The organism is Actinophytocola sp., assembly GCF_049647105.1.
Taxonomy (GTDB): domain Bacteria; phylum Actinomycetota; class Actinomycetes; order Mycobacteriales; family Pseudonocardiaceae; genus Actinophytocola.
This window is the reverse complement of sequence record NZ_JBARWZ010000022.1, coordinates 29,061-55,682: the sequence shown is the minus strand read 5'-3', so window position 1 is coordinate 55,682 and position 26,622 is coordinate 29,061. Positions and strand designations below refer to the sequence as shown.

General features: G+C 69.6%; 20 protein-coding genes and 1 riboswitch. Of the genes, 11 read left to right on the top strand and 9 right to left on the bottom strand.

Going from position 1 to position 26,622, the window contains the following annotated elements; all coding sequences use genetic code 11:
* Positions 1-39: 39 nt before the first annotated feature.
* The 4 genes from WBA97_RS03370 to WBA97_RS03355 form a co-directional block, all read right to left on the bottom strand.
* On the bottom strand, positions 40-1,563 hold the full coding sequence (locus WBA97_RS03370) for a beta-N-acetylhexosaminidase (RefSeq protein WP_424229172.1): 1,524 nt from the start codon (positions 1,561-1,563) through the stop codon (positions 40-42).
* Positions 1,564-1,668: 105 nt separating this feature from the next.
* The gene (locus tag WBA97_RS03365; RefSeq protein ID WP_424229168.1) at positions 1,669-2,496 is read right to left on the bottom strand and encodes a carbohydrate ABC transporter permease; all 828 of its coding nucleotides are present in this window, start codon (positions 2,494-2,496) and stop codon (positions 1,669-1,671) included.
* A gap of 31 nt (positions 2,497-2,527) precedes the next feature.
* Positions 2,528-3,505, bottom strand: a complete 978-nt coding sequence (locus WBA97_RS03360; RefSeq protein ID WP_424229167.1) for a carbohydrate ABC transporter permease — start codon at positions 3,503-3,505, stop codon at positions 2,528-2,530.
* Positions 3,505-4,791, bottom strand: coding sequence for a sugar ABC transporter substrate-binding protein (locus WBA97_RS03355; protein WP_424229166.1), 1,287 nt, complete (start codon positions 4,789-4,791; stop codon positions 3,505-3,507). Before WBA97_RS03355 ends, WBA97_RS03360 begins: the two co-directional genes overlap by 1 nt.
* A 513-nt stretch (positions 4,792-5,304) precedes the next feature.
* On the opposite strand from WBA97_RS03355, the gene lpdA reads away from it, so the two are divergent.
* Positions 5,305-6,690: a dihydrolipoyl dehydrogenase gene (gene lpdA, locus WBA97_RS03350; RefSeq protein ID WP_424229165.1), complete on the top strand. Its 1,386-nt coding sequence runs from the start codon at positions 5,305-5,307 to the stop codon at positions 6,688-6,690.
* A gap of 61 nt (positions 6,691-6,751) precedes the next feature.
* Here lpdA and WBA97_RS03345 read toward each other — a convergent pair whose 3' ends face one another.
* Positions 6,752-8,635, bottom strand: coding sequence for a propionyl-CoA synthetase (locus WBA97_RS03345; protein WP_424229164.1), 1,884 nt, complete (start codon positions 8,633-8,635; stop codon positions 6,752-6,754).
* 126 nt (positions 8,636-8,761) lie between these two features.
* Between WBA97_RS03345 and WBA97_RS03340 the strand changes: the two genes are divergently transcribed.
* Positions 8,762-10,627, top strand: a complete 1,866-nt coding sequence (locus tag WBA97_RS03340) for a serine/threonine-protein kinase (RefSeq protein ID WP_424229163.1) — start codon at positions 8,762-8,764, stop codon at positions 10,625-10,627.
* Positions 10,628-10,961: 334 nt separating this feature from the next.
* Here the strand turns inward: WBA97_RS03340 and WBA97_RS03335 are convergent, their stop codons facing one another.
* Entirely contained in the window at positions 10,962-12,533 is a 1,572-nt protein-coding gene (locus WBA97_RS03335; RefSeq protein WP_424229162.1) for a dolichyl-phosphate-mannose--protein mannosyltransferase, read from the bottom strand.
* A 148-nt stretch (positions 12,534-12,681) separates the two neighbouring features.
* Here WBA97_RS03335 and rsmI point away from each other — a divergent pair, with 148 nt between their 5' ends.
* Both rsmI and WBA97_RS03325 read left to right on the top strand, forming a co-directional pair.
* Complete coding sequence (rsmI, locus tag WBA97_RS03330; RefSeq protein ID WP_424229161.1) at positions 12,682-13,524, top strand: 16S rRNA (cytidine(1402)-2'-O)-methyltransferase; 843 nt, start codon at positions 12,682-12,684, stop codon at positions 13,522-13,524.
* A 25-nt stretch (positions 13,525-13,549) separates the two neighbouring features.
* On the top strand, positions 13,550-14,563 hold the full coding sequence (locus WBA97_RS03325) for an aldo/keto reductase (protein WP_424229160.1): 1,014 nt from the start codon (positions 13,550-13,552) through the stop codon (positions 14,561-14,563).
* On the opposite strand, the gene WBA97_RS03320 is transcribed toward WBA97_RS03325, so the two are convergent.
* The 3 genes from WBA97_RS03320 to WBA97_RS03310 form a co-directional block, all read right to left on the bottom strand.
* On the bottom strand, positions 14,560-15,327 hold the full coding sequence (locus tag WBA97_RS03320; RefSeq protein WP_424229159.1) for an ABC transporter permease: 768 nt from the start codon (positions 15,325-15,327) through the stop codon (positions 14,560-14,562). The genes WBA97_RS03325 and WBA97_RS03320 overlap by 4 nt on opposite strands.
* On the bottom strand, positions 15,317-16,285 hold the full coding sequence (locus tag WBA97_RS03315; RefSeq protein WP_424229158.1) for an ATP-binding cassette domain-containing protein: 969 nt from the start codon (positions 16,283-16,285) through the stop codon (positions 15,317-15,319). Before WBA97_RS03315 ends, WBA97_RS03320 begins: the two co-directional genes overlap by 11 nt.
* A gap of 64 nt (positions 16,286-16,349) precedes the next feature.
* Positions 16,350-16,952: a PadR family transcriptional regulator gene (locus tag WBA97_RS03310; RefSeq protein ID WP_424229157.1), complete on the bottom strand. Its 603-nt coding sequence runs from the start codon at positions 16,950-16,952 to the stop codon at positions 16,350-16,352.
* Positions 16,953-17,011: 59 nt separating this feature from the next.
* On the opposite strand from WBA97_RS03310, the gene metG reads away from it, so the two are divergent.
* From metG to WBA97_RS03275, 7 genes are all read left to right on the top strand, one after another.
* Entirely contained in the window at positions 17,012-18,805 is a 1,794-nt protein-coding gene (gene metG, locus WBA97_RS03305) for a methionine--tRNA ligase (protein ID WP_424229156.1), read from the top strand.
* The gene (locus WBA97_RS03300) at positions 18,805-19,662 is read left to right on the top strand and encodes a TatD family hydrolase (protein WP_424229155.1); all 858 of its coding nucleotides are present in this window, start codon (positions 18,805-18,807) and stop codon (positions 19,660-19,662) included. The genes metG and WBA97_RS03300 overlap by 1 nt, the downstream gene beginning before the upstream one ends.
* Before the next feature lie 213 nt (positions 19,663-19,875).
* Complete coding sequence (locus WBA97_RS03295) at positions 19,876-21,441, top strand: transglycosylase family protein (RefSeq protein ID WP_424229154.1); 1,566 nt, start codon at positions 19,876-19,878, stop codon at positions 21,439-21,441.
* An 88-nt stretch (positions 21,442-21,529) separates the two neighbouring features.
* Positions 21,530-22,393: a 16S rRNA (adenine(1518)-N(6)/adenine(1519)-N(6))-dimethyltransferase RsmA gene (gene rsmA, locus WBA97_RS03290; protein ID WP_424229153.1), complete on the top strand. Its 864-nt coding sequence runs from the start codon at positions 21,530-21,532 to the stop codon at positions 22,391-22,393.
* Positions 22,394-22,479: 86 nt separating this feature from the next.
* A riboswitch (SAM riboswitch) is annotated at positions 22,480-22,569 on the top strand.
* A gap of 198 nt (positions 22,570-22,767) precedes the next feature.
* Positions 22,768-23,763 (top strand): methionine ABC transporter ATP-binding protein, encoded by a 996-nt coding sequence (locus WBA97_RS03285; RefSeq protein ID WP_424229152.1) that lies wholly within the window; start codon positions 22,768-22,770, stop codon positions 23,761-23,763.
* A gap of 46 nt (positions 23,764-23,809) precedes the next feature.
* Entirely contained in the window at positions 23,810-24,775 is a 966-nt protein-coding gene (locus WBA97_RS03280; protein ID WP_424229151.1) for a 4-(cytidine 5'-diphospho)-2-C-methyl-D-erythritol kinase, read from the top strand.
* 64 nt (positions 24,776-24,839) lie between these two features.
* Positions 24,840-26,609: an ABC-F family ATP-binding cassette domain-containing protein gene (locus WBA97_RS03275; protein ID WP_424229171.1), complete on the top strand. Its 1,770-nt coding sequence runs from the start codon at positions 24,840-24,842 to the stop codon at positions 26,607-26,609.
* Positions 26,610-26,622: the final 13 nt, after the last annotated feature.

Here is a 26,622-nt window from a genome sequence, read left to right as displayed (position 1 = left end):
GTCGTCGCCCAGGTGGGCTGACCGCACGCCACCGCTACGTCACCAGTCGATCTTCGGGGAGCGGTAGAAGTCGACGCCCATCGCCTCCCATCGCGGGGCCTCCGCCGCAAGGCGGGTGCGCATCGACGACCAGTCGTGGGTCGACCACGGGGACCAGCCCAGCTCGGCGATCGCGGGCAACCTCGGGAACGCCATGAACTCGATGTGGTCGCTGTTCTCCAGGGTCTCCGACCACAGCGCGGCTTCCACGCCCAGGACCGACGACTCCTGTACACCCTCGACGAACGTGCCCGGGTTCCAGTCGTACGCGTCGTCCACCTCGGTGAAACCGGCCCACGACAGGCCAAGCGGGGTGTTCTCGTCGTACTTCATGTCGATGTACGCCTTGCTCGCGGGCGACATCAGGATCTTGTGCCCTTGTGCGGCACCCTCGCGTACCAGGTCGTTCGTGTTGGTGGTGCCCCAGTACTGGGCGACGGCCGACGTCGGCGGGGTGGCCTTCAGGTACTCGTGCCAGCCGAGCAGCTGCTTGCCGGTCGCCTCGACCATCGGGAAGACCCGGTCGAAGAACTTGATGAAGTCCGGGTCGGTCGTCGAGTGGGCCTCGTCGCCGCCCAGATGCAGGTACGGGCCGGGCGTCAGTTCCGCGACCTCGGTGATCACGTCCTGCACGAACTGGTACGTGATCTCCTTGTCGATGCACAGCGAGCTGAACCCGACCTCGATACCGGTGTAAAGCGGTGGGGCCACGCCGTCACAGTTCAGCTCCGCGTACGACGCGAGCGCGGCGTTCGTGTGCCCCGGAATGTCGATCTCCGGGACGATCGTGATGTTGCGGGCCGCCGCGTACGACACCAGGTCGCGGTACTGCGCCTTCGTGTAGTACCCGCCGGGACCGCCGCCGACCTCGGTTGAGCCGCCGTGCGTCGTGAGGTTGGGCCAGCTCTCGATCTCGATGCGCCAGCCCTGGTCATCGGCCAGATGCAGGTGCAGGCGGTTGATCTTGTACAGCGCGATCTGGTCGATGTACCTCTTCACCTCGTCCGGGTTGAAGAAGTGCCGCGCCACATCGAGGTGCGCGCCGCGGTACTCGAACCGCGGATAGTCGACGATCTTGCCGGCGGGCACGGTCCACGGGCCGCGCTGCTTGGTGCGCGATTCGACGGAGCCGGGCAGCAGCTGCCGCAGCGTCTGCACACCGGTGAAGAGACCGGCCGGGGTCCGCGCCTTCAGCGACACACCCCGCCGGTCGACCTTCAGTTCGTAACCCTCGGTGCCCAGCCGCGCCGGGACGTACCCCAGCGACAGGTCGATGCCGCTGCCTTGGCGACGGTCCGTCACCACCGGCAGCCGGTACCCGGTCGACGGGCGCAGCACGCCGGCCAGGAAGTTCCCGACGCCCTTCGCGGCGCGGTCGACGGTGATCGCGGTGCCGGGCGACAGGGTGAAACCGCCGCCGTGGCGGTCAGGTGTGACCGACACGGGGGCCGGTATCACCTGGGTCATACGGGACTCCTCAGCAGTGGTGGCCGAGGTGGGCACACCAAGGCCTAGCAGGGCCATGCCGCCGATGGCCAGCACGACTAGCGAACGGGACGCAGGGAACCTGGACACAAGATCCTCCCGAAAGGTTCGGACCTCCAGGTATAAGTGGTCCAGACCACCAGGTCAACCCTTGAGCGCTCCAGCGGTGGCCCCGGACACCAGCTTGCGCTGCACGATCAGGAAGAACACCAGCGCGGGCAGCGCGTACATCACCGAGGCCGCCATGATGCCGCCCCAGTCGGTGCCGAACACCGTCTTGAACGTCGACAGCCACACCGGCAGCGTCTGCTTGTCCTTGTCACGCATGAACACCAGCGCGTACAGGAACTCGTTCCACGCCGTGATGAACGCGAACACCGACGTCGCGACGAGCCCGGGCCCGAGCAGCGGCAGCACGACCCGGCGGAACGCGCCGAACCGGCCGCAGCCGTCGACCATCGCGGCCTCCTCCAGCTCGTACGGGATGCCCTGCACGAACCCGCGCAGCGTCCACACGGTGAACGGCAGCGTGATCGCGAAGTACACGAGCAGCAGCGACGGCAGCTTGTTGAGCAGCCCGGCGTCCTGCATGAGCAGGAACATCGGGATGAACAGCGCCTCCATCGGTGCCATCTGCGCGATCAGCACCAGCAGCAGGAACCCCTTGCGGCCGCGAAAGCGCAGCCTGGCCAGCGGGAACGCCGCAAGCACCCCGGCAACGAGCGAGCACAGCACGGCGCCGACCGTCACGATGAGACTGTTCGACAGGTGCGTGAGGAAGCCCGGCTTCTCCCACGCGCTCACGAAGTTGTCGAACGTCACCGACAGCGGGATCAGGTCGTAGTCCGGCGTCAGCAGCGCGGTCGACGGCTTGAGCGAGCTGGTCAGCAGCCAGTAGGTGGGGAAGGCGAAGAACAGCGCCACCACCACGCCGACCGTGTTCAGCGCGATCCGCTGACCCTTGGTCTTCACCGTGCCTCCTCTTTCGCTCCGCAAGCTCCGCTCATGAAACGTCAGCCTCCCGACTGCGCAGCAGCAGCTGCAGGTAGCGCGCGGTGAGCACGACGAGGACGAGGATCATCAGGACCGCGACCGCCGACGCGATGCCGAAGTGCCGCCCGGCGATGCCCCGCAGGTACAGCAGGACCGGCAGCGTGGTGCTCTCGCCGTCCGGCCCGCCGCCGCGGATCGCCCAGACCTGCGCGAACACCTTGAAGTCCCAGATCACCGACAGGAACGTGGCGAGCGTGACCAGCGGCCGGATCGCCGGCCAGGACACGGTCGTGAACGACTGCCATGCGGTCGTGCCGTCCATCGCCGCCGCCTCGTACAGCTCGCGTGGCGCCTGCAGCAGGCCCGCGTAGATCGTGAAGCAGACGAACGGCACGGCCTGCCACAGGATCAGAAGACCGATCACGGTGAGGGTGCTCGTGCCGGACGAGAACCACGAGTAGCCCTGGAACGAGTCGAAACCCAGCTTCACCAGCGTCTTGTTGAGGATCCCGTACTGCTGGTCGAAGATCCACTGGAACACCGTGGTGGTCGCGAGGATCGGCGTCGCCCACGCCAGCACGAGCGTGACCTGCACGAACACCCGGACCGGGCCGGAAACGTGCCGCATGAGCAGCGCGATCAGCAACCCGGCGACGACCGTGCCCGCCACGACCGCGCCCGTGAACACGATCGTCCGCAGGGTGATCGTCCAGAACTCCGGGTCGGACAGCACCTTCGCGTAGTTGTCGAACCCGACCCAGACCAGTTCGCCGCGCACCAGCTCACCGAGGTCGAGCTTGCGGAAGCTGATGCCGATGACCTGGATGGCGGGCCAGGCGAGCAGCACCAGCATCACGATCACGGCCGGTGCGAGGAGCAGATAGGGGATCGTCTTCTCACCGAGTCCGACGCGCTTGCGCCCCGACGCGCGCGCCGGTGCCGGCGGGGAGGTCCCCGCCGGCACCTTGGTGTGGATGGTTGCCGTCATCAGCCGGTGAAGGCGGCGTCCAGCGCGGTGTCCGCGTCCTTGGTCGCGGTGTCGATGTCCTTTGTGCCGGTGAGGTAGGCGGTGAGCATGTCCTTCAGCGGGTTCTGACCTGCCTCGATGGTCGCCCACGTCGGGGTGGCCGGGACCGACCGGCCGTTCTTCGACGCTTCCGCCATCGCCTTGCTGACCGGGTTCGCGTCCAGCGCGGACAGGTCGGTCGAGGCACCCGGCACCATGCCGGCCTCGGCGAACTGCGTCTGGTACTTGTCGGACAGCATCAGGCGCAGGTAGTCCTTCGCGAGCTCCGGGTTCTTGCTGTTGAGCGGGATCGCGAGGTTCGAGCCGCCCTGGAACACGGGCGCGGTCTCCCCGGCGTTCTTCGACGGGATCGGGAACGCGGAGCTGCTCTTCTCGATGTCCGGGTTGTCCTTCGCGGCGGTGCCCAGCTCCCACGGCAGCGCGACCATCATGGCGACCTTGCCCTGGCCGTAGATGCCTGCCTGCTCGGGGTTCTGCTCGTCGTTGTCCTTCGGCGCGGTGGTGCCCGACGCCTCGACCAGCTCCTTGTAGAACTCGAGACCGGCCTTGGCCTCGTCGGAGCTGACGGTCGCCTTGAACTCGGTGCCCTTCGCCTCGGCGATGTCGCCGCCCTCGTCGTAGATGAAGGACAGCAGCGTGTACCAGTTCTGGCCGGGCAGGTAGAGCGCCTGGAACTGCGGGTCACTGCCGAACTTGGCGCGCAGCTTGGTGATCGCGTCGAGCCACTCCTGGCGCGAGGTCGGCGGTGCGGTGATGCCGGCCTGCTCGAACATGTCGGTGCGGTAGATGACCGAGCGGTTCGCGGCGTAGAACGGCGTGGAGTACTGCTTGCCGTCCCACTCGCCGGAGGCCTTCAGCGAGTTCAGCCACTGGTCGCCGTTCATGCTGTCGACGTCACCGGTCAGGTCGGTCAGCACGCCGTCGTCCGCGAACGATGGCGCCTGGGTGTTGCCGAGCTCGATGACGTCCGGCGGGTCCTGGCTGGCCAGGGCCGTGGTGAGCTTGTCCTGGATGCCGTTCCACTCCTGGACCTCGTACTTGACGGTGACCTGGTCGTTCGCGCCCTCGAACTCCTTGTTGAGGGCGTCGGTCAGGGTCTCGGGAGCCGAGCCGTTCATCAGCCAGACCGTCAACGTGCGCGGGCCGCCGCTGCTCTCTTCGCTGCTGCCGCCCCCCGAGCCGGCACAGCCGGCCGTGGCTAACGCGATGGCCGCGGCACCGGCCATCACCTTCGTCAAGCGCTTCACGATCTTGTCCTTCCATGCGCTGGCCGCGCGATCACCCAGTGGTATAGACCTACTGGTATAGACCTAGTGGTTTAGACCAATGGGTGAACTTTGGGCGCACGAGGGCGCTGTGTCAAGACAAACCTGGAAGACGTTGCCGGTCTGTTTTGGTTACACGTCAACGAGATGTGCGATTGGTGCGAGAACTACTCACGTATTCGGGTGGGCGGGGCGCGGGGGCGGCGTGTGGGAGGCCGTCTCCGCAAGTCGCACACCTACCGGGCGGCAGGTACGCGATTTGGGCGAGGGGTGGCCTCCGGCCCCCGGTTGCCAGCCTACGACCGGGCACCGACGGCGACGGTCGATCGTGGGCCGTCCTGTGGACAGATCACCCGGCTGTGGACAACTCGCCACGATCGCGTCTTGGCAGGTCAGAACTGTCGGTGGCCTGCCGTAGCGTGGTTCGAGGGGGCCGGCGGCCACGCCCGGCACCGTGGGCGGCGGAGAGGAGTCCGCTTCGCCTAGGGTTGGGTCGTGAGTACACATTTCAATGTCGTGGTTCTCGGGGCCGGACCCGGTGGGTACGTGGCCGCGGTGCGGGCGTCGCAGCTGGGGCTCTCGACCGCGGTCATCGAGGAGAAGTACTGGGGCGGTGTCTGCCTCAACGTCGGCTGCATCCCGTCCAAGGCGCTCCTGCGCAACGCGGAGCTGGCGCACATCTTCACCACCGAACAGAAGACGTTCGGCATCCAGGTCGACGGCACCGTCCGGTTCGACTTCGGGACCGCACACGCGCGCAGCCGCACCGTCGCCGACGGGCGGGTCAAGGGCGTGCACTACCTGATGAAGAAGAACGGCATCACGGAGTTCACCGGCCGCGGCACGTTCACCGGCCCGAACGAGATCGAGGTGAACGGCGAGACCGTCACCTTCGACAACTGCATCATCGCCGCGGGCGCCTCCGCGAAGTTGCTGCCCGGCACGTCGCTGTCCGAGCGGGTCGTGACCTACGAGGAGCAGATCCTCACCGACGAGCTGCCCGGCAGCATCATCATCGCGGGCGCGGGCGCGATCGGCGTCGAGTTCGCCTACGTGCTCGCCAACTACGGCGTCGACGTCACGATCGTCGAGTTCCTCGACCGGATGGTGCCGCTCGAGGACGCCGAGGTGTCCAAGGAGCTGGCGCGCCACTACCGCAAGCTCGGCGTCACCGTGCTGACCGGCACGAAGGTCGAGTCGATCGACGACTCCGGCGACCAGGTCACCGTCGAGGTGTCCACCAAGGGCGAGCGCAAGACGCTCAAGGCCGACAAGGTCATGCAGGCCATCGGGTTCCAGCCGAACATCGAGGGCTACGGCCTGGAGAACACCGGCGTGGCGACCACCGAGCGCGGCGCCATCGACGTGGACGAGCGCAGCCGCACGAACGTCCCGCACATCTTCGCGATCGGCGACGTGACCGCGAAGCTCATGCTGGCCCACAACGCGGAGGCCATGGGCATCGTCGCGGCCGAGACCATCGGCGGCGTCGAGACCATGGCGATCGACTACCGCATGGTCCCGCGCGCCACCTTCTGCCAGCCGCAGATCGCGAGCTTCGGCTACACCGAGGAGCAGGCCCGCGAGGCCGGCTATGACGTGCAGGTCGCGAAGTTCCCGTTCACCGCGAACGGCAAGTCGCACGGCCTCGGCGACACGCGCGGCTTCGTGAAGCTGCTGTCGGACAAGAAGTACGGCGAGCTGCTCGGCGGCCACCTGATCGGCCCGGACGTCACCGAACTGCTGCCCGAGCTGACGCTGGCCCAGCAGTGGGACCTCACCGTCCACGAGGTCGCACGCAACATCCACGCGCACCCCACGCTGAGCGAGGCCGTCAAGGAAGCGGTTCACGGCCTGGCGGGCCACATGATCAACCTCTGACCCGGCGCGGCCGGAAGGGCCCCTTCAGGACGGTCACCGTCTCGAAGGGGCCTTCAGCGCATCAGGCCTCGCCGCCGCGGAGGACGGGGCGGAGCGCGTCCAGCACGCCAGGGTCCTCGATCGTCGAGGGGACCGGCTCGTCGCGGCCGTTGGCGATGCCGCGCATCGTCTTGCGGAGGATCTTCCCGGAACGGGTCTTCGGCAGGCCGTCGACGACCGAAACGTCGCGGAACGCGGCCACCGGGCCGATGTCGCGACGGACCGCGGCCACCAGCTCCGACCGCAGCGTCTCCTCGTCGATGTCCACGCCCGCCTTCAGCACCACCAGCCCGCGCGGCAGCTGCCCCTTCACCGCGTCCGCGACCCCGATCACCGCACACTCCGCCACCGCGGGGTGCGACGCCAGCACCGCCTCCATCGACCCGGTCGACAGGCGGTGCCCGGCCACGTTGATCACGTCGTCGGTGCGGCCCATGACGAACACGTACCCGTCCTCGTCGACGTAGCCGCCGTCGCCGCTCAGGTAGTAGCCCTCGTAGCGGGACAGGTACGACTCGACGTAGCGGTCGTCGTCGCCCCACAGCGTCGGCAGGGTGCCGGGCGGCAGCGGCAGCCTGATCGCGATCGCGCCCTCCTCACCGCGCGGCATCTCGTTGCCGCCTCCGTCGAGGATCCGCACGTCGTAGCCCGGGACCGGCACGGACGGCGAACCCGGCTTGATCGGCAGATCGTCGAGGCCGCGCAGGTTCGCGCAGATCGGCCAGCCCGTCTCGGTCTGCCACCAGTGGTCGACTACCGGCACGCCGAGCTTGTCGCTCGCCCAGTGGTAGGTCTCGGGGTCCAGCCGCTCACCGGCCAGGAACAGCGTCTTGAAGCCGGACAGGTCGTACTTGGCCAGTTCCGCCGCGTCCGGGTCGACCCGCTTGATCGCGCGGAACGCCGTCGGCGCGGTGAACAGCGCCTTCGCCCTGTGCTCGGCGATGACCCGCCAGAACGCGCCAGCGTCCGGGGTGCCGACCGGTTTGCCCTCGTAGAGCAGGGTTGTCGCGCCGATCATCAGCGGGGCGTACACGATGTAGGAGTGACCTACGACCCAGCCGACGTCCGACGCGGTCCACCACACCTCGCCCGGGTGGAGGTCGTAGATGTTCGGCATCGACCACGCCAGCGCGACCGCGTGCCCGCCGTTGTCGCGGACCACGCCCTTCGGCTTACCGGTCGTGCCGGACGTGTACAGGATGTAGAGCGGATCGGTCGCCGCCACCGGCACGCACTCCGCGGGGGACGCCGTCGCGACGGCCTCGTCCCAGTCCACGTCCCGGTCGCCCAGGGTCGCGATGGCCTGCTCCCGCTGCAACACCACCACCGCGTCCGGCTGGTGCGCGGTGGCCGCCAGCGCCTCGTCGATGATCGGCTTGTACTCGACCACCCTCGTCGGCTCGATGCCGCAGGACGCCGCCACGATCACCTTCGGCGTCGCGTCCTCGATGCGGCTGGCCAGCTCCCGTGGCGCGAACCCGCCGAACACCACCGAGTGCACCGCGCCGAGGCGTGCGCAGGCGAGCATCGCGACGACCGCGCGTGGCACCATCGGCATGTAGATGATCACGCGGTCGCCCTTGCCGACCCCCAGGTCGCGCAGGACGCCTGCGAACACGGCCACCTCGTCACGCAACTCGCGGTAGGTGAAGGACGTCCTACTGTTCGTGACGGGGGAGTCGTGGATCAAGGCGGTCTGGTCCGCGCGACCATTGGCCACGTGCCGGTCGAGCGCGTTGTGGCAAGTGTTGAGCACACCGCCGGGGAACCAGCGGTACAGCGGGGCCGTCTTGTCGTCGAGGGCTCTGTCCGGCGGGTTTACCCAGTCGATCGACTCGGCGGCCGCCAGCCAGAAGGCTTCCGGGTCCGCGAGACTCCGTCGGTACGCGTCCTGGTAGCTACCCATGGAAAGTCAACTTAGCCCTCTGCGGCAACCTGGTCACCGTCGTCAGCGTCGACATAACAGCTCGACATAGGGTGGATCCACGAACGTGTTCGTCTGGTCTCATGGACTGAAGGGAGGAGAGGGACTGTGAATCTGCTTGTCGAGATGGGTAGTTCGCTGATCTCTCTCGCCCACGACCTCTTCCAGCCCAACTTCTGCCCTGGTGAATGGGTGTGGGCGACAGTGATGGCGGGTTTCCTGGTCGGGCTGCTGCCCGCGCTGGGCGCCGTGCTGATCGCACTCGTCCGCAAGGGCACGGGCAATACCTACAACCCCGTCACGCTCTCCGTGTTCGGCCTGATCGGAGGCGTGTTCGCGTTCCTGCTGCCGTGGCTGTACACGATGGGGACGTCCGAGACGTTCCTGACCGTGTACGGCAACCGGCGGGCCAACATCGCGCGCAACACCGGTACCGGGCTCACCATCCCCGAGGCCGACTCGATGGAGCGCGGTGTCTGTGGCTGGGTGGATCAGCAGGACTACTTCCTCGGCGGCAGGCCGACGGTGTACGAGGTGCTGTTCCACCCGTTCGAGAGCGGCCCGATGCTGCTGTTGCGGTACGCGATGTTGATCCTCGTGCCGGGCATCGCGCTGCTGTTCGTGTGGCTGCAGTCCCGCCTCGCGTTCCGGCGCGGGGCGAAGTGGCCCGGCCGGTTCTTCTGGGTGCCGTTCCTGGCCGCGCTGCTGCTGAGTGCCGCGGTGAAGGTCAACGTCGCGACCTACATGTGGGTCGGGCTGCTGCTGGCGAGCGTCCTCGGGATGCTGCCGTTGCTGGTGGTGGGGCCGCCGAGCTGGTCGGTCATCGAGCGGCGGCAGAAGGCGGAGGGCGCGGCCGAGCAGCGGCGTGCCGAGCAACGGGCGGAGCAGCAACGGGCCGCCCAACTGCCGCCGAGGCAACAGCAGCCGCCGCCCTACGTGCCACCGCCACCGCCGCCGCCGTACGTGCCGCCGTCGCAGTCCCAGCCGGCGCGGACGCCGCCGCCGACGAAGGTGGCGCCGCAGATGCCGGAGCCGGAACCGGACCGGCAGGCGCTCGCCGCGCTGGCCGCCGACCCGGGGCCGCTGCCGTTCGCGTCGGAGAAGCCGACGACGGTGCTCAAGCCGTCGACGGGGCGGTTCCAGCGGTTGCGCCAGCTCGGCACCGGCGGGTTCGGCACCGTGTGGCTCGCGAAGGACACGCAGCTCAACCGCACCGTCGCGATCAAGATGGCGCACGCGCCGGACGCCGAGACCGAGGAGCGCATGCTGCGGGAGGCGCGGGCGCTGGCCGCCGTGCACCACCCGAACTGCGTGCGGGTGTACGACATCGTGTCCGAGGCCGACGGGCTCGGGCTGATCATGGAGTACATCGAGGGCGAGCAGCTCGCGGAGGTCGTGCACGGCAAGAGCACGCTGTCCGACCTGCAGGCCGCGCGGCTGTGGCTGACGATGGCGGGCGCGTTGATGGCCGCACACGCCAAGGGCGTCCTGCACCGGGACGTGAAGCCGGCGAACGTGATCGTCGACCCGGACGGCAACCCGCACCTGATCGACTTCGGGATCGCGCGCTCCAAGGGTGATCAGACGCTGACCGCCGCCGGGATGATGGTCGGCACGCCGGACTTCCTCGCGCCGGAGACGGCGACCGGTGCGCAGGCGACACCCGCGTCGGACGCGTGGCAGCTGGCCGCGACGGTGAGCTTCGCGCTGGCCGGGAACCCGCCACGCGGGGTCCGGGAGAACGCGATGGCGGCACTGATGGCGGCGGCGAAGGCCGAGCCGCTGTCACAACTACCGCACCGGAGCACACACCTGCGACTACTGACCGCGTCCCTGGACAAGGACCCGGCCCGTCGGCCCACTCTGGCAGCCATCCAACGGGAAATGACCGCATGGATCGCCCGCGCAGGCCAGGAAACAGCAGGCCCAGTAACACAGGTAGTCCCAAGAACCCAAATAAACCCAAGCAACTAACCCCGCGAGTCCACGGTTCGGAACCCGCGAGTCCACGGTTCGGAACCCGCGAGTCCACGGTTCGGAACTCGCGAGTCCACGGTTCGGAACTCGCGAGTCCACGGTTCGGAACTCGCGAGTCCACGGTTGGGGACTCGTGAGTCCACGGTTGGGGACTCGTGAGTCCACGGTTGGGGACTCGCGAGTCTGCCGTTCAGGACATCCGAGTTGGCGGTTCGGCTCTAACGCTGTTCGACCCGAAACGCCAACTCATCGGTCCCGAACCGAAGACTCGCGGGTTCCGAACCGTGGACTCGCGGGGTCTGAAGCGTGGACTCGCGGGGGTTCAGGTGGGTTAGCGCCAGCTTGGGAGCCATAGTTCGGATTGCCAGTGGCCTTCTGTGATGGAGTCGCCGTTCAGGATTGGCCACAGCCAGACGAAGTTGGCGACTACCAGGCCCACGTACAGGGCGACTACGAGCATGCCGGTGCCGCGGCGTTCGTAGCCGTCTCGCACCGTGCCCATGATCTGGCCGAGGACCAGGACTATGCCCAGTACCAGGAACGCGGCCATCGGGGTCGCGTAGAAGAAGTACATCTGGCGGTCCAGGTTGGTGAACCACGGCAGCAGGCAGGTCAGGTACGCGACCACGACCGCCGCGTAGCGCCAGTCCAGCCTGCCGATCATCCGCCACAGGCCCCAGCCAAGCACCGGCAGTGACACCCACCAGAGAGCCGGCGTGCCGATCAGCATGGTGGCGCTGACGCACCGCTTCTCACCACAGGAAATGGTGCCGCTGTCGTAGTAGTAGAGCATCGGGCGCAGGCCCATCGGCCACGTCCACGGCTTCGACTCCCACGGGTGCTGGCTCGTCGCCGGTGTCTTGAGGTTCTCGTGGAAGTCCAGGACGTTGCCCGAGTACTGCCACAGCGACCGCAGCGCCGTCGGCAGGAAGTCGTACCAGCCGTGGTGGTTCGCCGCGTCCGCGAGGTGGCGGTCGACGCCCGTCTCGGACATCATCCAGCCCCACCACGTCGCCAGGTACACGAGCAGCGCGACGCCGACCAGCGCCCACAGACCCGGCAGCACGTCCCGCACGATCGAGCCCACCCACGGCCGCGCCACCCCCGCGGAACGCCGGGCCGTCGCGTCCCAGAGGACCGTCATCAGGCCGAACGCCATGACGAAGAACACACCGGACCACTTCGACCCGCACGCCAGGCCCAGCGACACCCCGGCCAGGAAGCGCCACCAGCGAAAGCCCAGCCACGGCCCGTACGCCGTCTCGTTGGCCCAGCCCTCGCGGACCGCCACCGCCAGCCGTTGCCGCACCTGATCTCGGTCGAGCAGAAGGCAGCCGAACGCCAGCAGTACGAAGAACGCCAGGTAGATGTCGAGCATGCCCATGCGGCTCTGCACGTGGGACACGCCGTCGCAGATCAGCAGCACACCCGCGATGCCGCCCAGCAGCGTCGACCGGGTCAGGCGGCGGGCGATGCGGATGATCAACAGGATCATCAGCGCACCGGCGAGCGCCGCGGTGAAGCGCCAGCCCCAGCCGTTGTAGCCGAACAGGAACTCGCCGACCGCGATCAGCTGCTTGCCGAACGGCGGGTGGACGGTCAACTCGTAGGCGGGGTTGTCCTCGTACCCGCCGTTGCGCAGCATCTCCCACGCCTGCGGCACGTAGTGCTTCTCGTCGAAGACCGGCGTGCCCTTGTCGGTGGGAAAGCCCAGGTTCTGGAACCGGACGAGGCCGCCGAGGATCGCAAGGAAGCCCGCGACCAGCCAGCCACGGAGGCGGTCGGCCGGCATGGGCTTGCCGATCAGGTGGATCTCGGCGAGGTCACCCTCGGACAGCGGTCTCCCGCCCGCGCCACCCAGGTCGGGTGTTTCCGCGGTTCGGCGGGTGACGGTGAGGCTCACGTCGCCCCCTCACCGGCTCGGTGTCGCCGCTCGCGGTCGCCCTGTGTCATTGGTTCGCGCGCAAGCTCCCTCACGGGCAGACATCGTAGGCGGCCGCATGTGGCATCCGCGTCGGGATCGCCGAGTCGGGCCGTGTTGACTGTCGGTGATGGCTGAACACGCTGGACCCGATGGCAGGCTGGTGCTCGCGGCGACCCCGCTAGGGGACTCGCGGGACGCGTCTCCGCGTCTCGCCGAGGCCCTGCGCGGCGCGGACGTGATCGCCGCGGAGGACACCCGCAGGACCCGCGCGCTCGCCGCCGCGCTCGGCGCGGCCCCGACCGGCAGGGTGGTGAGCTTCTACGACGCCGTCGAGACCAGCCGCATCGGTGGGCTGGTGGCGGCCGTCGAGCAGGGACAGACCGTCCTGCTCGTCACCGACGCGGGCATGCCAAGCGTGTCCGACCCCGGGTTCCGCCTGGTCGCGGCCTGTGTGGAGAAGGGCCTGCCGGTCACCTGCCTGCCGGGCCCGTCCGCGGTCACGACCGCGCTCGCACTGTCGGGGCTGCCGTGCGAGCGGTTCTGCTTCGAGGGATTCGCGCCGCGCAAGGACGGGGAGCGGCGGCGGTTCTTCACGGCGCTCGCCGACGAGCCGCGCACGGCCGTGTTCTTCGAGTCGCCGCACCGGATCGCCGCGACCCTGGCGACCGCGGCCGAGGTGCTTGGCGCGGACCGGCGGGCGGCGGTGTGCCGGGAGCTGACGAAGACGTATGAGGAGATCCGCCGCGGCGGCCTCGGTGAGCTGGCCGAATGGGCAGAGGACGGCGTGCGCGGCGAGATCACCGTCGTGGTGGCGGGCGCGCCGCCCCGGCAGCGGGACATCGGGGACCTGGCGGAAGAGGTCCGCCGCCTCGCGGACGATGGCATGCGGCTCAAGGACGCGGCCGCGCAGGTCGCCGCCGCGCACGGGGTGAGCAAGAAGGCGCTGTACGACGCCGCGCTTTCCGTTTGACCTGGAGTGCGCTCCAGGGTGTTGGGTGGAATCGACACCCACACCGGAGGAGGAGCACGTGGACAAGCGCACGCTCGGTGACCTGGAGGTTTCGGCACTCGGGCTCGGCTGCATGGGCATGTCGCAGATCTACGGGCCTGCCGACGACACCGAGTCGATCGGGGTCGTCCACCGTGCGATCGAGCTGGGCGTGACCTTCCTCGACACGGCCGACGTCTATGGCGAGGGCCACAACGAGGAGCTGGTGGGCCGCGCCATCGCGGACCGCCGCGACCAGGTGGTGCTGGCCACCAAGTTCGGCATCCGCCGCATCGTGGGCGGCGGGGTGGTCGAGGTCGACGGCAGTCCGGAGTACGTCCTCGGCGCGATCGACCGGTCACTGACCCGGCTCGGCGTGGACACGATCGACCTCTACTACCTGCACCGGCGCGACCCGGACGTGCCGATCGAGGACACCGTCGGCGCGATGGCGGAGCTGGTGACCGAGGGCAAGGTGCGCCACCTCGGCCTGTCCGAGGTGAACGCGGAGACGCTACGCAAGGCGCACGCGGTGCACCCGATCACCGCCCTGCAGTCGGAGTACTCGCTGTTCAACCGCGACTTCGCGGCCGCGGTCCTGCCGACCGCGATCGAGCTGGGCGTGGGCGTCGTGCCGTACTCGCCGGTGGGCCGCGGCATGCTGACCGGCGACCTCGACACGATGCGCAACCTGCCAGACGACGACTTCCGCCGCGGCCTGCCGCAGTTCCAGGGCGAGAACCTGGCCAGCAACATCGCGCTGGCGGAACGTGTCCACGGCGTCGCGAAGACCCTCGGTGTGACGCCGGTCCAGGTGGCGCTCGCGTGGCTGCTCGCGCAGGACGAGCACGTCGCGCCGATCCCGGGCACCAAGCGGGTGAAGTACCTGGAGGAGAACGCGGGCGCGGCCGACGTGACGCTGACCGAGGGCCAGCTGGCGGAGATCACGTCGGCCATCCCGGCAGGCGCGGTGTCCGGCGCCCGCTACACCCCGGAGGGCCTGCGGGCCGTCAACCGCTAGGTGTTCTCCTTCTGGAAGGTCCGCGCGCCCCACCACACGGCGAGCACGGTGATCACCAACAGCACGACACTGCCGGTGAGCAGGCCGTCCACGGAGAAGTCACCCCGGAACGACGCGCGTTCGGCGTCCATCACGTGTGCGAACGGGTTGATCCGCGACAGCACGTACAGCCATCGCGGCGCGAGGTCCGTGGTGATCGGGATCAGAATGCCGGTGAGCAGCAGCAACGGCACCGAGATCGTGGTGAGCAGCGCGGGGAACGCCTCCTCGTTGCGCACCAGCAACGCCATCGCGTACGACGCCGAGGACAGCGTGACCGCCAGCAGCATCACCATGATCAGGCACAGCAGCACCCCGCTGACCGGCGCACGCATGCCGAACACCAGGTAGGCCACCAGCAACAGCAAAAGCGCCTGCACCACCAGCTGGACGGTGTCGTGCAGGACGCGGCCCAGCAGCAGCGCCAGCCGCGACACCGGCGTCACCCGAAGTCGTTCGACGACCCCGTTGCGCAGGTCGCTCAGCAGCGCGAACCCGGCGAACAGGCTGCCGAACAACCCGAGCTGCACCAGCAGCGCGGGCGCGAGGATCTGCCAGCTGTCACCGGGTGGGAAGCCGGGCGTCGAGGAGACGATCTTCTCCATCAGCGGCCCGAACAGCATCAGGTACAGCAGCGGCTGCATGATCCCGATCAGCACCCACGCGGGGTTGCGCAGCGAGATCGCCATGTGGCGGCGGAAGACCAGCCAGGTGTCAAGCAACATCGGCAGCCCCTTCCGCGTCGCGAAGGGAGCGCCCGGTCATGGTCAGGAACACGTCGTCCAGCGACGGCCGCTGCACCTGCAGCGAGGTCATCGGGATCCCCTTCCCGTCGAGCGCGCGCAGCAGTTCTGGCAGCGCGGTGTCGCCGCGTGGCACCCGGAAGCGCACGGTGTTCTCCACGGTCGTCACGTCGGTGGCGCCGGGCAGCTGGGCCGCGACCTCGGCCGCGTCGGCGACCGACTCGGCGGGCACGTCGACCGCGACACCGTCGCCGGACACCTGTGCCTTCAGCTCGTCGGGCCTCCCCTCCGCGACGATCCTGCCGTTGTCGATCACGAGGATCCGGTCGCACAGCGAGTCGGCTTCCTCGAGGTAGTGCGTGGTGAGGAAGACGGTCACGCCGTGTGCTGCCCGCAGGGCGCGGATGTGCTCCCACAGGTTCGCCCTGCTCTGCGGATCGAGCCCGGTGGTCGGCTCGTCGAGGAACACGAGGCCGGGGGAGTGGATCAGCCCGAGCGCGATGTCCAGCCGCCGCTTCTGGCCGCCGGACAGCGTGCGCACGAACCGCTGTTCGAGGCCGGCGATGTCGAGCTGTTCGGACAGCTCCGCGCCGCGCCGGACGGCTTCCGCCTTGGACAGCCCGTAGAACCGGCCCTGGATCTCGATCTCCTCGATCACCCGGCACTCGGGCGCGGTGCCGCCGCCCTGGGCCACGTACCCGATCTTCTTGCGCACCCCGACCGGGTCGGCGAGCAGGTCGACGCCGCCGACCGTCGCGGTCCCCGCGGTGGGGCGCAGGAGGGTGGTGAGCATGCGCAGTGTGGTGGTCTTGCCCGCCCCGTTGGGGCCGAGGAACCCGACCAGCTCACCGGCGTGGACGTCGAGGTCGACCCCTCGTACGGCCTCGACGTCACGGCCCCGGGCCTTGAAGGTCCGCGCGAGACCGCGTGCTTCGATCATGCCTGTCCTTTCGTAGTCAAGTTTGACTAGAGCGCGGACAGCATGACCCTGTGGCGTGCGTTAGTCAAACTTGTTTAGTTGGCGTGCCGAAGGCGGCTTCCCCGTCGTCCGCCATCACGTAGCCGCCGGACTCGAGGCGCGCCACCAGCCCGCGCAGCCACTCGTCCGTCGCGTCCATCGACGCCAGCCACAACCGGTACAGCTCCCCGACGTGTTCCGGCTGGCCCCAGCCCGACCCGTGCTCCAGCAGGTCCCGCGCGCTCGCCCGCTGCCCGGCGAGCTGGGTGATCCGGTGGCGCAACAGGCTCAGCGCCTTCGCCCTCGGCAGCGCGGGCAGGAACGTCACCGCGGCGGCCAGCCGGTACGCGCCCTGCGCCGAGTCGTCGCTCTCCGCCAGGTACTTGGCGAGCAGCAGCTGGAACTCGGTCTCGCCGTCCGGCGTGAGCCGGTAGGCGGTGCGGTCCGGGCCGCCGGGCTGGTCGTCGGTCGGGACCACCTCCAGCAGCCGGTCGGTCTCCATCTTCTTCAGCGCGTGGTAGATCGACCCGGGCGCGACGTTCGCCCACTTGTCCGCGGACCAGGACAGCAGCTCACGCCGCACCTGGTACCCGTGCGCACTGCCGTACATGCGCACGACCCCGAGCACCAGCAACCGCGTGGCCGACACCCCTGCCTCCCTGCAACCCGTTCGAACTCGGTAGACGCTGCTCCGTAGGCTATTCCGACATGAGCAACCCCGTGCTGACAGCGGTGGCCTGGCCCTACGCCAACGGTCCCCGCCACATCGGTCATGTGTCCGGATTCGGAGTCCCGTCCGACGTCTTCTCCCGGTACATGCGCATGGCCGGGCACAAGGTGCTCATGGTGTCCGGTACCGACGAGCACGGCACGCCGATCCAGGTCCAGGCCGACAAGGAGAACGCGACGCCGCAGCAGACCGTCGACAAGTACTCCCGCCAGATCGGTGGCGACCTGCAGGGGCTCGGGCTGTCCTACGACCTGTTCACCCGCACCACGACGGGCAACCACTACAAGGTCGTGCAGGACCTGTTCAAGGCGTTGTGGCGCAACGGATACGTCATCCCGAAGACCCAGCTCGGCGCCATCAGCCCGTCGACCGGCCGCACGCTGCCCGACCGTTACATCGAGGGCACCTGCCCCATCTGCGGCTACGAGAGCGCCCGCGGCGACCAGTGCGACAACTGCGGCAACCAGCTAGACCCCGCCGATCTCAAGAACCCGCGCTCGAAGATCAACGGTGAGACGCCGGAGTTCGTCGAGACAGAGCACCTGTTCCTCGACCTGCCGTCGTTCGCCGGCTCGCTGGGGACCTACCTCCAGTCCCGGCAGGACTGGCGGCCGAACGTGCTCAAGTTCAGTCAGAACCTGCTCGGCGACCTCAAGCCCCGCGCCATCACCCGCGACCTCGACTGGGGTGTGCCGATCCCCCTGGACGGGTGGAGCGACCGGCCGATGAAGCGGTTCTACGTGTGGTTCGACGCCGTCATCGGTTACCTGTCGGCGTCCGTCGAGTGGGCCCGCAGGACCGGCGACGACGACGCGTGGCAGGAGTTCTGGACCAACCCCGACGCCCAGGGTTACTACTTCATGGGCAAGGACAACATCGTCTTCCACTCACTGATCTGGCCGTCGCTGCTGCTCGGCCAGAACGGCGCGGGCGACAAGGGCGGCGAGCCGGGCTCCTTCGGCACGCTGAACCTGCCGACCGAGGTGGTGTCGTCGGAGTTCCTGAAGATGAGCGGCGCCAAGTTCTCGACCTCCAGGGGCACCGTCATCTACGTGCACGACTTCCTGCGTGAGTTCGGGCCGGACAGCCTGCGCTACTTCATCTCGGTCGCGGGCCCCGAGACCCAGGACGTCGACTTCACGTGGGAGGAGTTCGTCCGCCGCACCAACTTCGAGCTGGCCAACGAGTGGGGCAACCTGGTCAACCGGTCGATCTCGATGGCGCACAAGAACGTCGGCGCCATCCCGAACCCGACCGCGCTCACCGACGACGACGAGACGCTCAAGGCGTTGTCGCGGGGTGCGTTCACCGTCGTGGGCGACCACCTGCGGAGCTCGCGGTTCAAGCAGGCCGCGTCGGAGGCCATGCGCGTGGTCAGCGCGGCGAACAAGTACATCTCCGACCAGGAGCCGTGGAAGCGCAAGGACGACGTGGCCCGCCGCGACACGATCCTGCACACCGCGTTGCAGGTCGTGCAGGACGCCAACACGCTGCTGACCCCCTTCCTGCCGCACGCCTCGCAGAAGATCCACGAGGCGCTGGGCGGCACCGGTGTGTGGGCGGCGCAGCCTGAGCAGCGCGACGTCGAGGACCTCGACGTGCCCGGCCAGATCAACCCGATCCTGACCGGTGACTACGCGGGCGAGCAGGCGACGTGGTCCTCGACGCCCATCGAGGTCGGCCGTCCGCTGGACAAGCCGTCCCCGCTGTTCACGAAGCTGGACCCCAAGCTCGGCGAGACCGGGCCGGAGTGGGCGCCGGTCGTCAGCTGATGGGCAAGCGTGAAGGGGAGCGTCCTCCGGTCCCGGAGGCGCTCCCCGTGCCCATCGTCGACGCCCACACGCACCTGGACGCCTGTGGCGCCAAGGACGCGGCAGGCGTCGCCGAGCTGGTCGACCGGGCAGCGTCGGCGGGCGTGACACGGGTCGTGACGGTCGCGGACGACCTCGCGGCGGCTCGGTGGGCCGCGCGGGCCGCGACGTGGGACGAGCGCGTGTGGGCGGCCGTCGCGGTCCACCCGACGCGCACGGCGGCGTTCACCGACGCCGACCGCGCCGAGATCGAGGCCCTCGCCCGGCAGCCGCGCGTGGTGGCCGTGGGGGAGACCGGTCTCGACTACTACTGGGACTACTCGCCGCCGGAGGCGCAGCAGGAGGCGTTCCGCTGGCACATCGACCTCGCCAAGCGGGTCGGCAAGCCGCTGATGATCCACGACCGGGACGCCCACGAGGACATCTACCGCATCCTGGAGGAGGAGGGGGCGCCGGAGAAGGTCGTCTTCCACTGCTTCTCCGGGGACGCGGAGTTCGCCCGCCGGTGCGCCGACAAGGGGTACGTGCTGTCGTTCGCGGGAACCGTCACATTTCGCAACGCGCAGCCCCAACGTGACGCGGCCGCACTCATTCCCACTTACCAGATCCTCATCGAGACCGACGCGCCGTTCCTGACGCCGCATCCGTTCCGCGGCAGGCCGAACGAGCCGTACTGCGCCGCGTACACGGCCCGTGCCATTGCGCAGCTCAGGAAGGTCGATGTGGCGGAGCTGGCCGCCGAGGTCACCGCGACCGCTGAACGCGTGTTCGAACTCTCCGGGGCTACGTCCAGTGAACCCTTTGATCGCGAAGGGTGAGCGTTACAACGATCGGGTGACGCTCGCTACTCCATTCGTGGAGTGAGCAGGATCACGACACCCATCGAAGTGTTTGCGCAACCTGCCCGTCACCGTTACTGTCCCGTGACCGTACCCAGGACGAGGATGTTCGGGGGGAAAGCCCGTGGTGAGGCCGGAGTTGGTCGGGGACCGGTGGCCAGCCGCGGGGAGTCGTAACAAACGAAAGCGCGTATGCCGCGCAGTAGATGGGCACGGCTACGGCCTTCTGGAGGTATCGACCCAGTGACTGGTTCCGGAAACAGACCGGTTGGTAACGGCTTCGCCGACACCGATTGGTTCACCCCGGTCGTAGCCGGCGCGGCCACCAGCACCGCAGTCCTCGACGGGGACTTCCGTGCGTGGCGTTCCGAGTTCCCCGACTTCCACGAGCTGCCGGACGCCGACGAGAGCGCCTACTCCGGCTCCCTCGCGATCACGGACCAGGACGTCCGGGTCGCGCTCGGCCCGCAGGCCGACGAGCTCATGGCGGCGGCCGACGTCGACGTCGACGAGCTCATCCGGCTGATCAACGCCGAGACCACCGTCCTGCCCGTCATCCCGGACGCACTGACGCCGGACGGGCGCGCGTACGCGCTGCCGCTGACCGAGACCGACGATGCTCCGCCCGAGGTCGTCACCGGCATCAGGCGCTGGAAGAAGTCGGTCCTCAAGGCGACCATCGCCTCGATCCTGGTGTCGCTGATCGGCGGCGGTGCCGCGGCGATCGCGATGAACAAGTCCGTCACGGTCGACATCGACGGTGAGGCCCACCAGGTCAGCACGTACGCCGACACGGTCGGCGAGGTGCTCGAGGACGAGGGCATCGCCGTCGGCAGTCACGACGCGCTCTCCCCGTCCCCCTCCGCCGCGATCAACGACGACGGCAAGATCGTCCTCCAGCGCGGCCGCCAGATCCACATGACGATCGACGGCGAGAAGCGGGACCTGTGGGTCCGCTCCACCACCGTCGGCGAGGCGCTGCAGCAGCTGAACCTGTCGACCGAGGGCGCGAAGCTCTCGCACGACGAGAACCACGAGATCCCCCTCAACGGGATGTCGCTCGAGGTCAAGACCCTCAAGAACATCACGTTCTTCGACGGCGGCAACGCCCCGAAGGGGATGAAGACCAACGCGGTCACCGCCGGTGAGCTGCTCAAGGACCTGAAGCTCTCGCTCGGTCCCGAGGACACCATCACCCCGGCCTCGGACCTCAAGATCACCGACGGTGCCGAGGTGCGGATCACCCGCAACGGCGTCACGGTCATCAACCAGACCGAGAAGGTCGAGCCGCCGGTCCAGGAGATCGAGGACCCGAACGCCGACGAGGGCACCGAGGTCGTCGTCGACCCGGGTGCCGAGGGCGAGCGCATCGCGACCTACCGCATCACCGTGAAGAACGGCAAGGAGACCGGTCGCGAGGAGATCGGCTCCAAGGTCACCAAGGAAGCCAAGCCCAAGGTCGTCCGCGTCGGCACCAAGGAGCCCCCGGTCCCGGTCATCTCGGACGGCGAGGTGTGGGACCGGCTCGCGCACTGCGAGGCCACCGGCAACTGGGCCATCAACACCGGCAACGGCTACTACGGCGGCCTGCAGTTCAACAAGAGCACCTGGGACGCCAACGGCGGCGGCATGTACGCCGAGTACCCGCACCAGGCGAGCCGTGAGCAGCAGATCGCGATCGCGACCAAGGTCCGCGACAACCGCGGCGGCTACGGCGCATGGCCGCACTGCGCCAGCAAGCTCGGCCTGCCGACGTAGACCCCCTGGTTCCAGGCACTGTGGGCCGGCTCCCGTTCAGGGACCGGCCCACAGCCGCGTCGCGAGCGGGGCTGGCTACGCTTCGCGGGTGACTGAGGCTGACGTGAGTGCCCTCCTCGGGCCCGCCGAGATCCGGCGGCTGGCCGCGGCGCTGGACGTCCGCCCCACGAAGAAGCTCGGCCAGAACTTCGTCCACGACCCCAACACCGTGCGCCGCATCGTGACCGCAGCGGGCGTGACCGCCGACGACACCGTCCTCGAGGTCGGCCCTGGCCTCGGCTCGCTGACCCTGGCCCTGCTCCCCGCCGTCCGCGAGGTCGTGGCCGTCGAGATCGACCCCGTCCTCGCGGAGCGTCTCCCGAGGACCGTCGCGGAACGCGCGCCCGCCATCGCCGACCGGCTCACCGTCGTCAACGCCGACGCGCTCCGGGCCACCGCCGACCAGCTCCGCAACCCGACGGCACTCGTCGCGAACCTGCCCTACAACGTCTCCGTGCCCGTCGTGCTGCACCTGCTCGCCGAGCTGCCGACGATGCGCCGCGCTCTGGTGATGGTCCAGGCCGAGGTCGCCGACCGGATGGCAGCGGGCCCCGGTTCCAAGGTCTACGGCATCCCCAGCGTCAAGATCGCCTGGTACGCCGAGGCGCGCCGGGTCGCGACGGTGCCGAGGAGCGTCTTCTGGCCCGTCCCCAACGTCGACTCCGCGCTCGTCCTCCTCACCCGCCGCGAGCCGCCGGAAGGCGACCGCGCAGCGGTGTTCTCCCTGGTGGACGCTGCCTTCGCGCAGCGCCGCAAGACCCTCCGGGCAGCGCTCGCGACCTGGGCGGGAACGGCCGACCGGGCCGCCGACATCCTCACCCGGGCGGGGGTCGAACCGACCTCGCGCGGGGAAACGATCACGGTCGGTGAGTACGCCGCCATCACCCGAATGGCGGGTAAGGGCCGGCCGTAAGGGATGTGATCCTCCGAATATCAGGACTCAATTCGGCACGGCGTGGGTTGCGAAGTAGTGGGTTCGTCAGGTGTACTACTTGCAGATTTCCATCCCGAGCGGCCGAGAGACCTGGCTCTGAGACGCCGCAGCAACCACCCACCGCGGGCAGGTGCTACCGCCAGGAGCGATGGAGGAGTGAGAACGGTGCAGATCCTCACCACCAGGCGGGTCATCGACCAGTGCAAGCGCACGGTCACGGGCTGTCGTTGCATGCGCTCATCGATCTGAAGCTGATTCGAGCCAGCCGACTCCCCTGAGCCCCGACCGTGGGGCCACCTCACCTTCACGCGCGAGAGCCCGGCTCCGCGCGCGCCTGCTCTGGAGCACACATCGTGATCACCCTTGAGAACCTGACCAAGTCGTTCCGAAGTACTACCGGCGCCGTGGTCGCGCTGGATGACGTCAGCCTGAACGTCGAAGCCGGTGTGATCGCCGGCGTCGTGGGCCCCGCCGGGTCCGGCAAGTCCACCCTCGCCCGCGTGCTCGCCCTCCGCGAGCGTCCCGACAGCGGTGTCTTCCGCCTCGACGGGCTCAACACCGCGGCGCTCGACCCGCGCAGCCTCCGCGCGGCCCGCTCGCGCATCGGCGTCGTCCCGGCAGGCGAGTCGCTCCTCGCGCAGCGCACCGCGGCGGGCAACATCGCGCTCCCGCTCGAGCAGGCGGGCGTGGACGGTCCTCGCCGCCGCGAGAAGGTCGGCAAGCTGCTCGACCTGATCGGGCTCACCGACAAGGCCGCCATCTACCCCGACCAGCTCACCGCGGGCCAGCGGCAGCGGATCGCGATCGCGCGTGCGCTCGTCGGCGAGCCGACCGTGGTGCTGGCCGACGACCCGACCGGCGGCCTGGACGCCACCGGCGCCGCCGGTGTGCTCGCCGTGCTCGACCGGGCCCGCGCCGAGCTTGGCGCGACCGTCCTGGTCGCCACGACCGACGCCGGTGTGGTCCGCAAGATCGCCGACGACGTCGCGGTGCTGGAGGACGGCCGCATCCTCGAACAGGGCAGGCTGCTCGACCTCGTGCAGGACCCCGACAGCCGCGTCGCGCGGTCGGTGCTGCCCGCGATCGAGACCACCGCGCCCGGTGTCGCGGACATCGTGCTGGTGGGCTTCGCCTCGATCGGCGCGCTGCTGCCGGAGGCCGCGAGCCGGTTCGCCACCGAGATCACCGTGGCGGGCGGCGGCGTGACCAAGATCGGTGAGACGCCGGTGGCACGGTTCCGCCTCGGCATCACCGGTGACCGGACCGACGCGGCGCTGGGCTGGCTCGCCGAGCGGGGCGCATATGTCCAGCGTGCGCTCACCGGACCCCGGGCGGTCGCGGCGGCATAAACGGCCGGTCCGGGTGGTGGTCGGACAGGGCCGTAGGCTTGATTGCGTGCTTGCGGTTGTGCCCCGCCCGGTGACCGTCCGGGTGCCGTCGAAGGTGAACCTGTACCTGGCCGTTGGCGACCTGCGCAGGGACGGTTTCCACGAGTTGACGACCGTCTTCCAGTCGCTGTCGCTCACCGACGAGGTGACGGTCGCCGTCGCCGACGAGCCGGGCGTCGAGGTCCAGGGCGAAGGCGCGTCGGCGGTGCCGACCAACGGGGCGAACCTGGCGTGGCGGGCCGTGGAGGAGCTGGCGCGCCACGTCGGCCGCGACGTCGGCGAGCTGAAGGTGCGCGTGCTGATCCGCAAGGGCATCCCGGTGTCCGGCGGCATGGCGGGCGGCAGCGCCGACGCGGCGGCCACCCTGGTGGGGCTCGCGAACCTGTGGAAGCTGGAGATCGGCCGCGACGAACTGGCCGGGGTCGCCGCCAACCTCGGCAGCGACGTGCCGTTCATGCTGCACGGCGGCACCGCGCTCGGCACGGGCCGGGGCGAGGCCATCGTGCCGGTGCTCTCGCGCCACACCTACCACTGGGTGCTCGCGTTCGCCCGCGGCGGCCTGGCGACCCCGAAGGTCTACGGCGAGCTGGACCGGCTCCGGGCCGAGGGCGAGCCGCCCCGCGTCGGCGAGGTCGAGCCGGTGCTGGAGGCACTCGCGTCGGGCGACCCGCGCCAGCTGGCCCTGTTGCTGGGCAACGACCTCCAGGCGGCGGCGGTCTCACTGCGACCGGGCCTGCGGCGCACGCTGCGCGCCGGGGTGGCGGCGGGCGCGCTCGCGGGCATCGTCTCCGGCTCCGGCCCGACGTGTGCCTTCCTGTGCGCGGACGCCGACGACGCCCTGCGGGTGGCGGCCGAGCTGTCGGGTGCGGGCGTGTGCCGCACCGTCCGCGTGGTCCACGGCCCGGTCCCGGGCGCCCGCGTCATCGGCGGCGACGACGAACCACGCGCCGCGCCGCCGCAGGTGCACGCCTGACCTCACCGGCGCGGGTCGCGGGCGCATGACGAGCACCCTGGCGGGATCGGTAACGTTCCTGTTCGTGGTCAACCTGGTCAACCTCGAGACGGTCGCCAAGAGCTACGGCGTGAAGCCGCTGCTCGATGGCGTCTCACTCGGTGTCGGCGCGGGTGACCGCATCGGCGTCGTCGGTCTCAACGGGGGCGGCAAGACCACCCTGCTGGAGGTCATGGCCGGGATCGAGCCGCCGGACGACGGGCGGGTGAGCCGCGTCCGCGGGCTGCGGCAGGCCGTCGTCACGCAGCGCACCGAGCTGCCCGAGGACTCGACGGTCCGCCACGCCGTGCTCGACCCGCTCGGCATCACCGAGGAGCACGAGTGGGCCGCCGACCCGCGCGCCCGCTCGATCCTCGGCGGCCTCGGCATCACCGCGTTCGGGCTCGACTCGCCCGTCAGGGACATGTCCGGCGGGGAGCGGCGCCGCGTCGCGCTCGCCGCCGCGCTCGTCCAGGAGCTCGACCTGCTGATCCTCGACGAGCCCACCAACCACCTCGACGTCGAGGGGGTGCGCTGGCTCGCCGACCACCTGCTCGCGCGCGGCTCCGCGCTCGTCGTCGTCACCCACGACCGCTGGTTCCTGGACACCGTCTGCACCCGCACCTGGGAGGTCGTCGGCGGCAAGGTCGAGCAGTACGAGGGCGGGTACGCCGACTGGGTGTTCGCCCGCGCAGAACGTGCCCGGCTCGCCGCCACCCTCGAGGAGAAGCGGCGCAACCTGGCCGCCAAGGAGCTCGCGTGGTTGCGGCGCGGCCCGCCGGCACGCACGTCCAAGCCGAAGTACCGGATCGAGGCCGCCGAGACCCTGATCGCCGACGTGCCGCCGCCCCGGGACTCCGTCGAGCTGCTGGCGTTCGCGAAGCGGCGGCTCGGCCGCACCGTGCTGGAGCTGGAGGACGTCACGCTCCGCGCGGGCGACAAGCTCCTCGTCGAGAACCAGACCTGGCGGATCGGGCCCGGTGACCGCATCGGCCTCGTCGGCGTCAACGGGTCCGGCAAGACGACTCTGCTGCGGCTGTTGGCCGGTGAGCGCGAACCGGAGTCCGGCAAGCGGATCCAGGGCCAGACCGTGCGCTCGGCGTACCTGTCGCAGGAACTGCACGACCTGCCGGGCACGCTGCGGGTGCTGGAGGCGGTCGAGGAGGTCGCGCGCCGCGTGACGCTCGGCAAGCAGGAGATGTCGGCGTCACAGCTCGCGGAACGCTTCGGGTTCCCGGCCGCGCGCCAGTGGACGCCGGTCTCGGAACTGTCCGGCGGCGAGCGGCGGCGCCTGCAGATCGCGCGGCTGCTCATGGCCGAGCCGAACGTGCTGCTGCTCGACGAGCCGACCAACGACCTCGACATCGACACGCTGCAGCAGCTGGAAGATCTGCTCGACTCGTGGCCGGGCACGCTGGTCGTGGTGTCACACGACCGGTACCTGGTGGAGCGCGTGTGCGACACGGTCGTCGCGCTGCTCGGTGACGGGCTGATCACCGACCTGCCGGGCGGCATCGACGAGTACCTGGCCCGCCGGGACGCGGCGCTCGCGGCACCCACGCAGAAGGCGCCGCCCGCCGAGGACCGCCCGAGGTCCGGCGCCACCGAGCGGCGGGCCGCGCAGAAGGAGCTGGCGCGGCTGGAACGGCAGCTGGACAAGCTGTCCACGCGTGAGGTGGAGCTGCACGAGGCGCTCGCGGCGGCCGCGACGGACGCGGAGCGGCTGCTGGCGCTGGACGCCGAGCTGCGCACCGTCCTCGCGGAGAAGTCGACGGTCGAGCAACGTTGGCTGGACGTGGCGGACGTGGCCGAATAGCCCCATCTAGGCT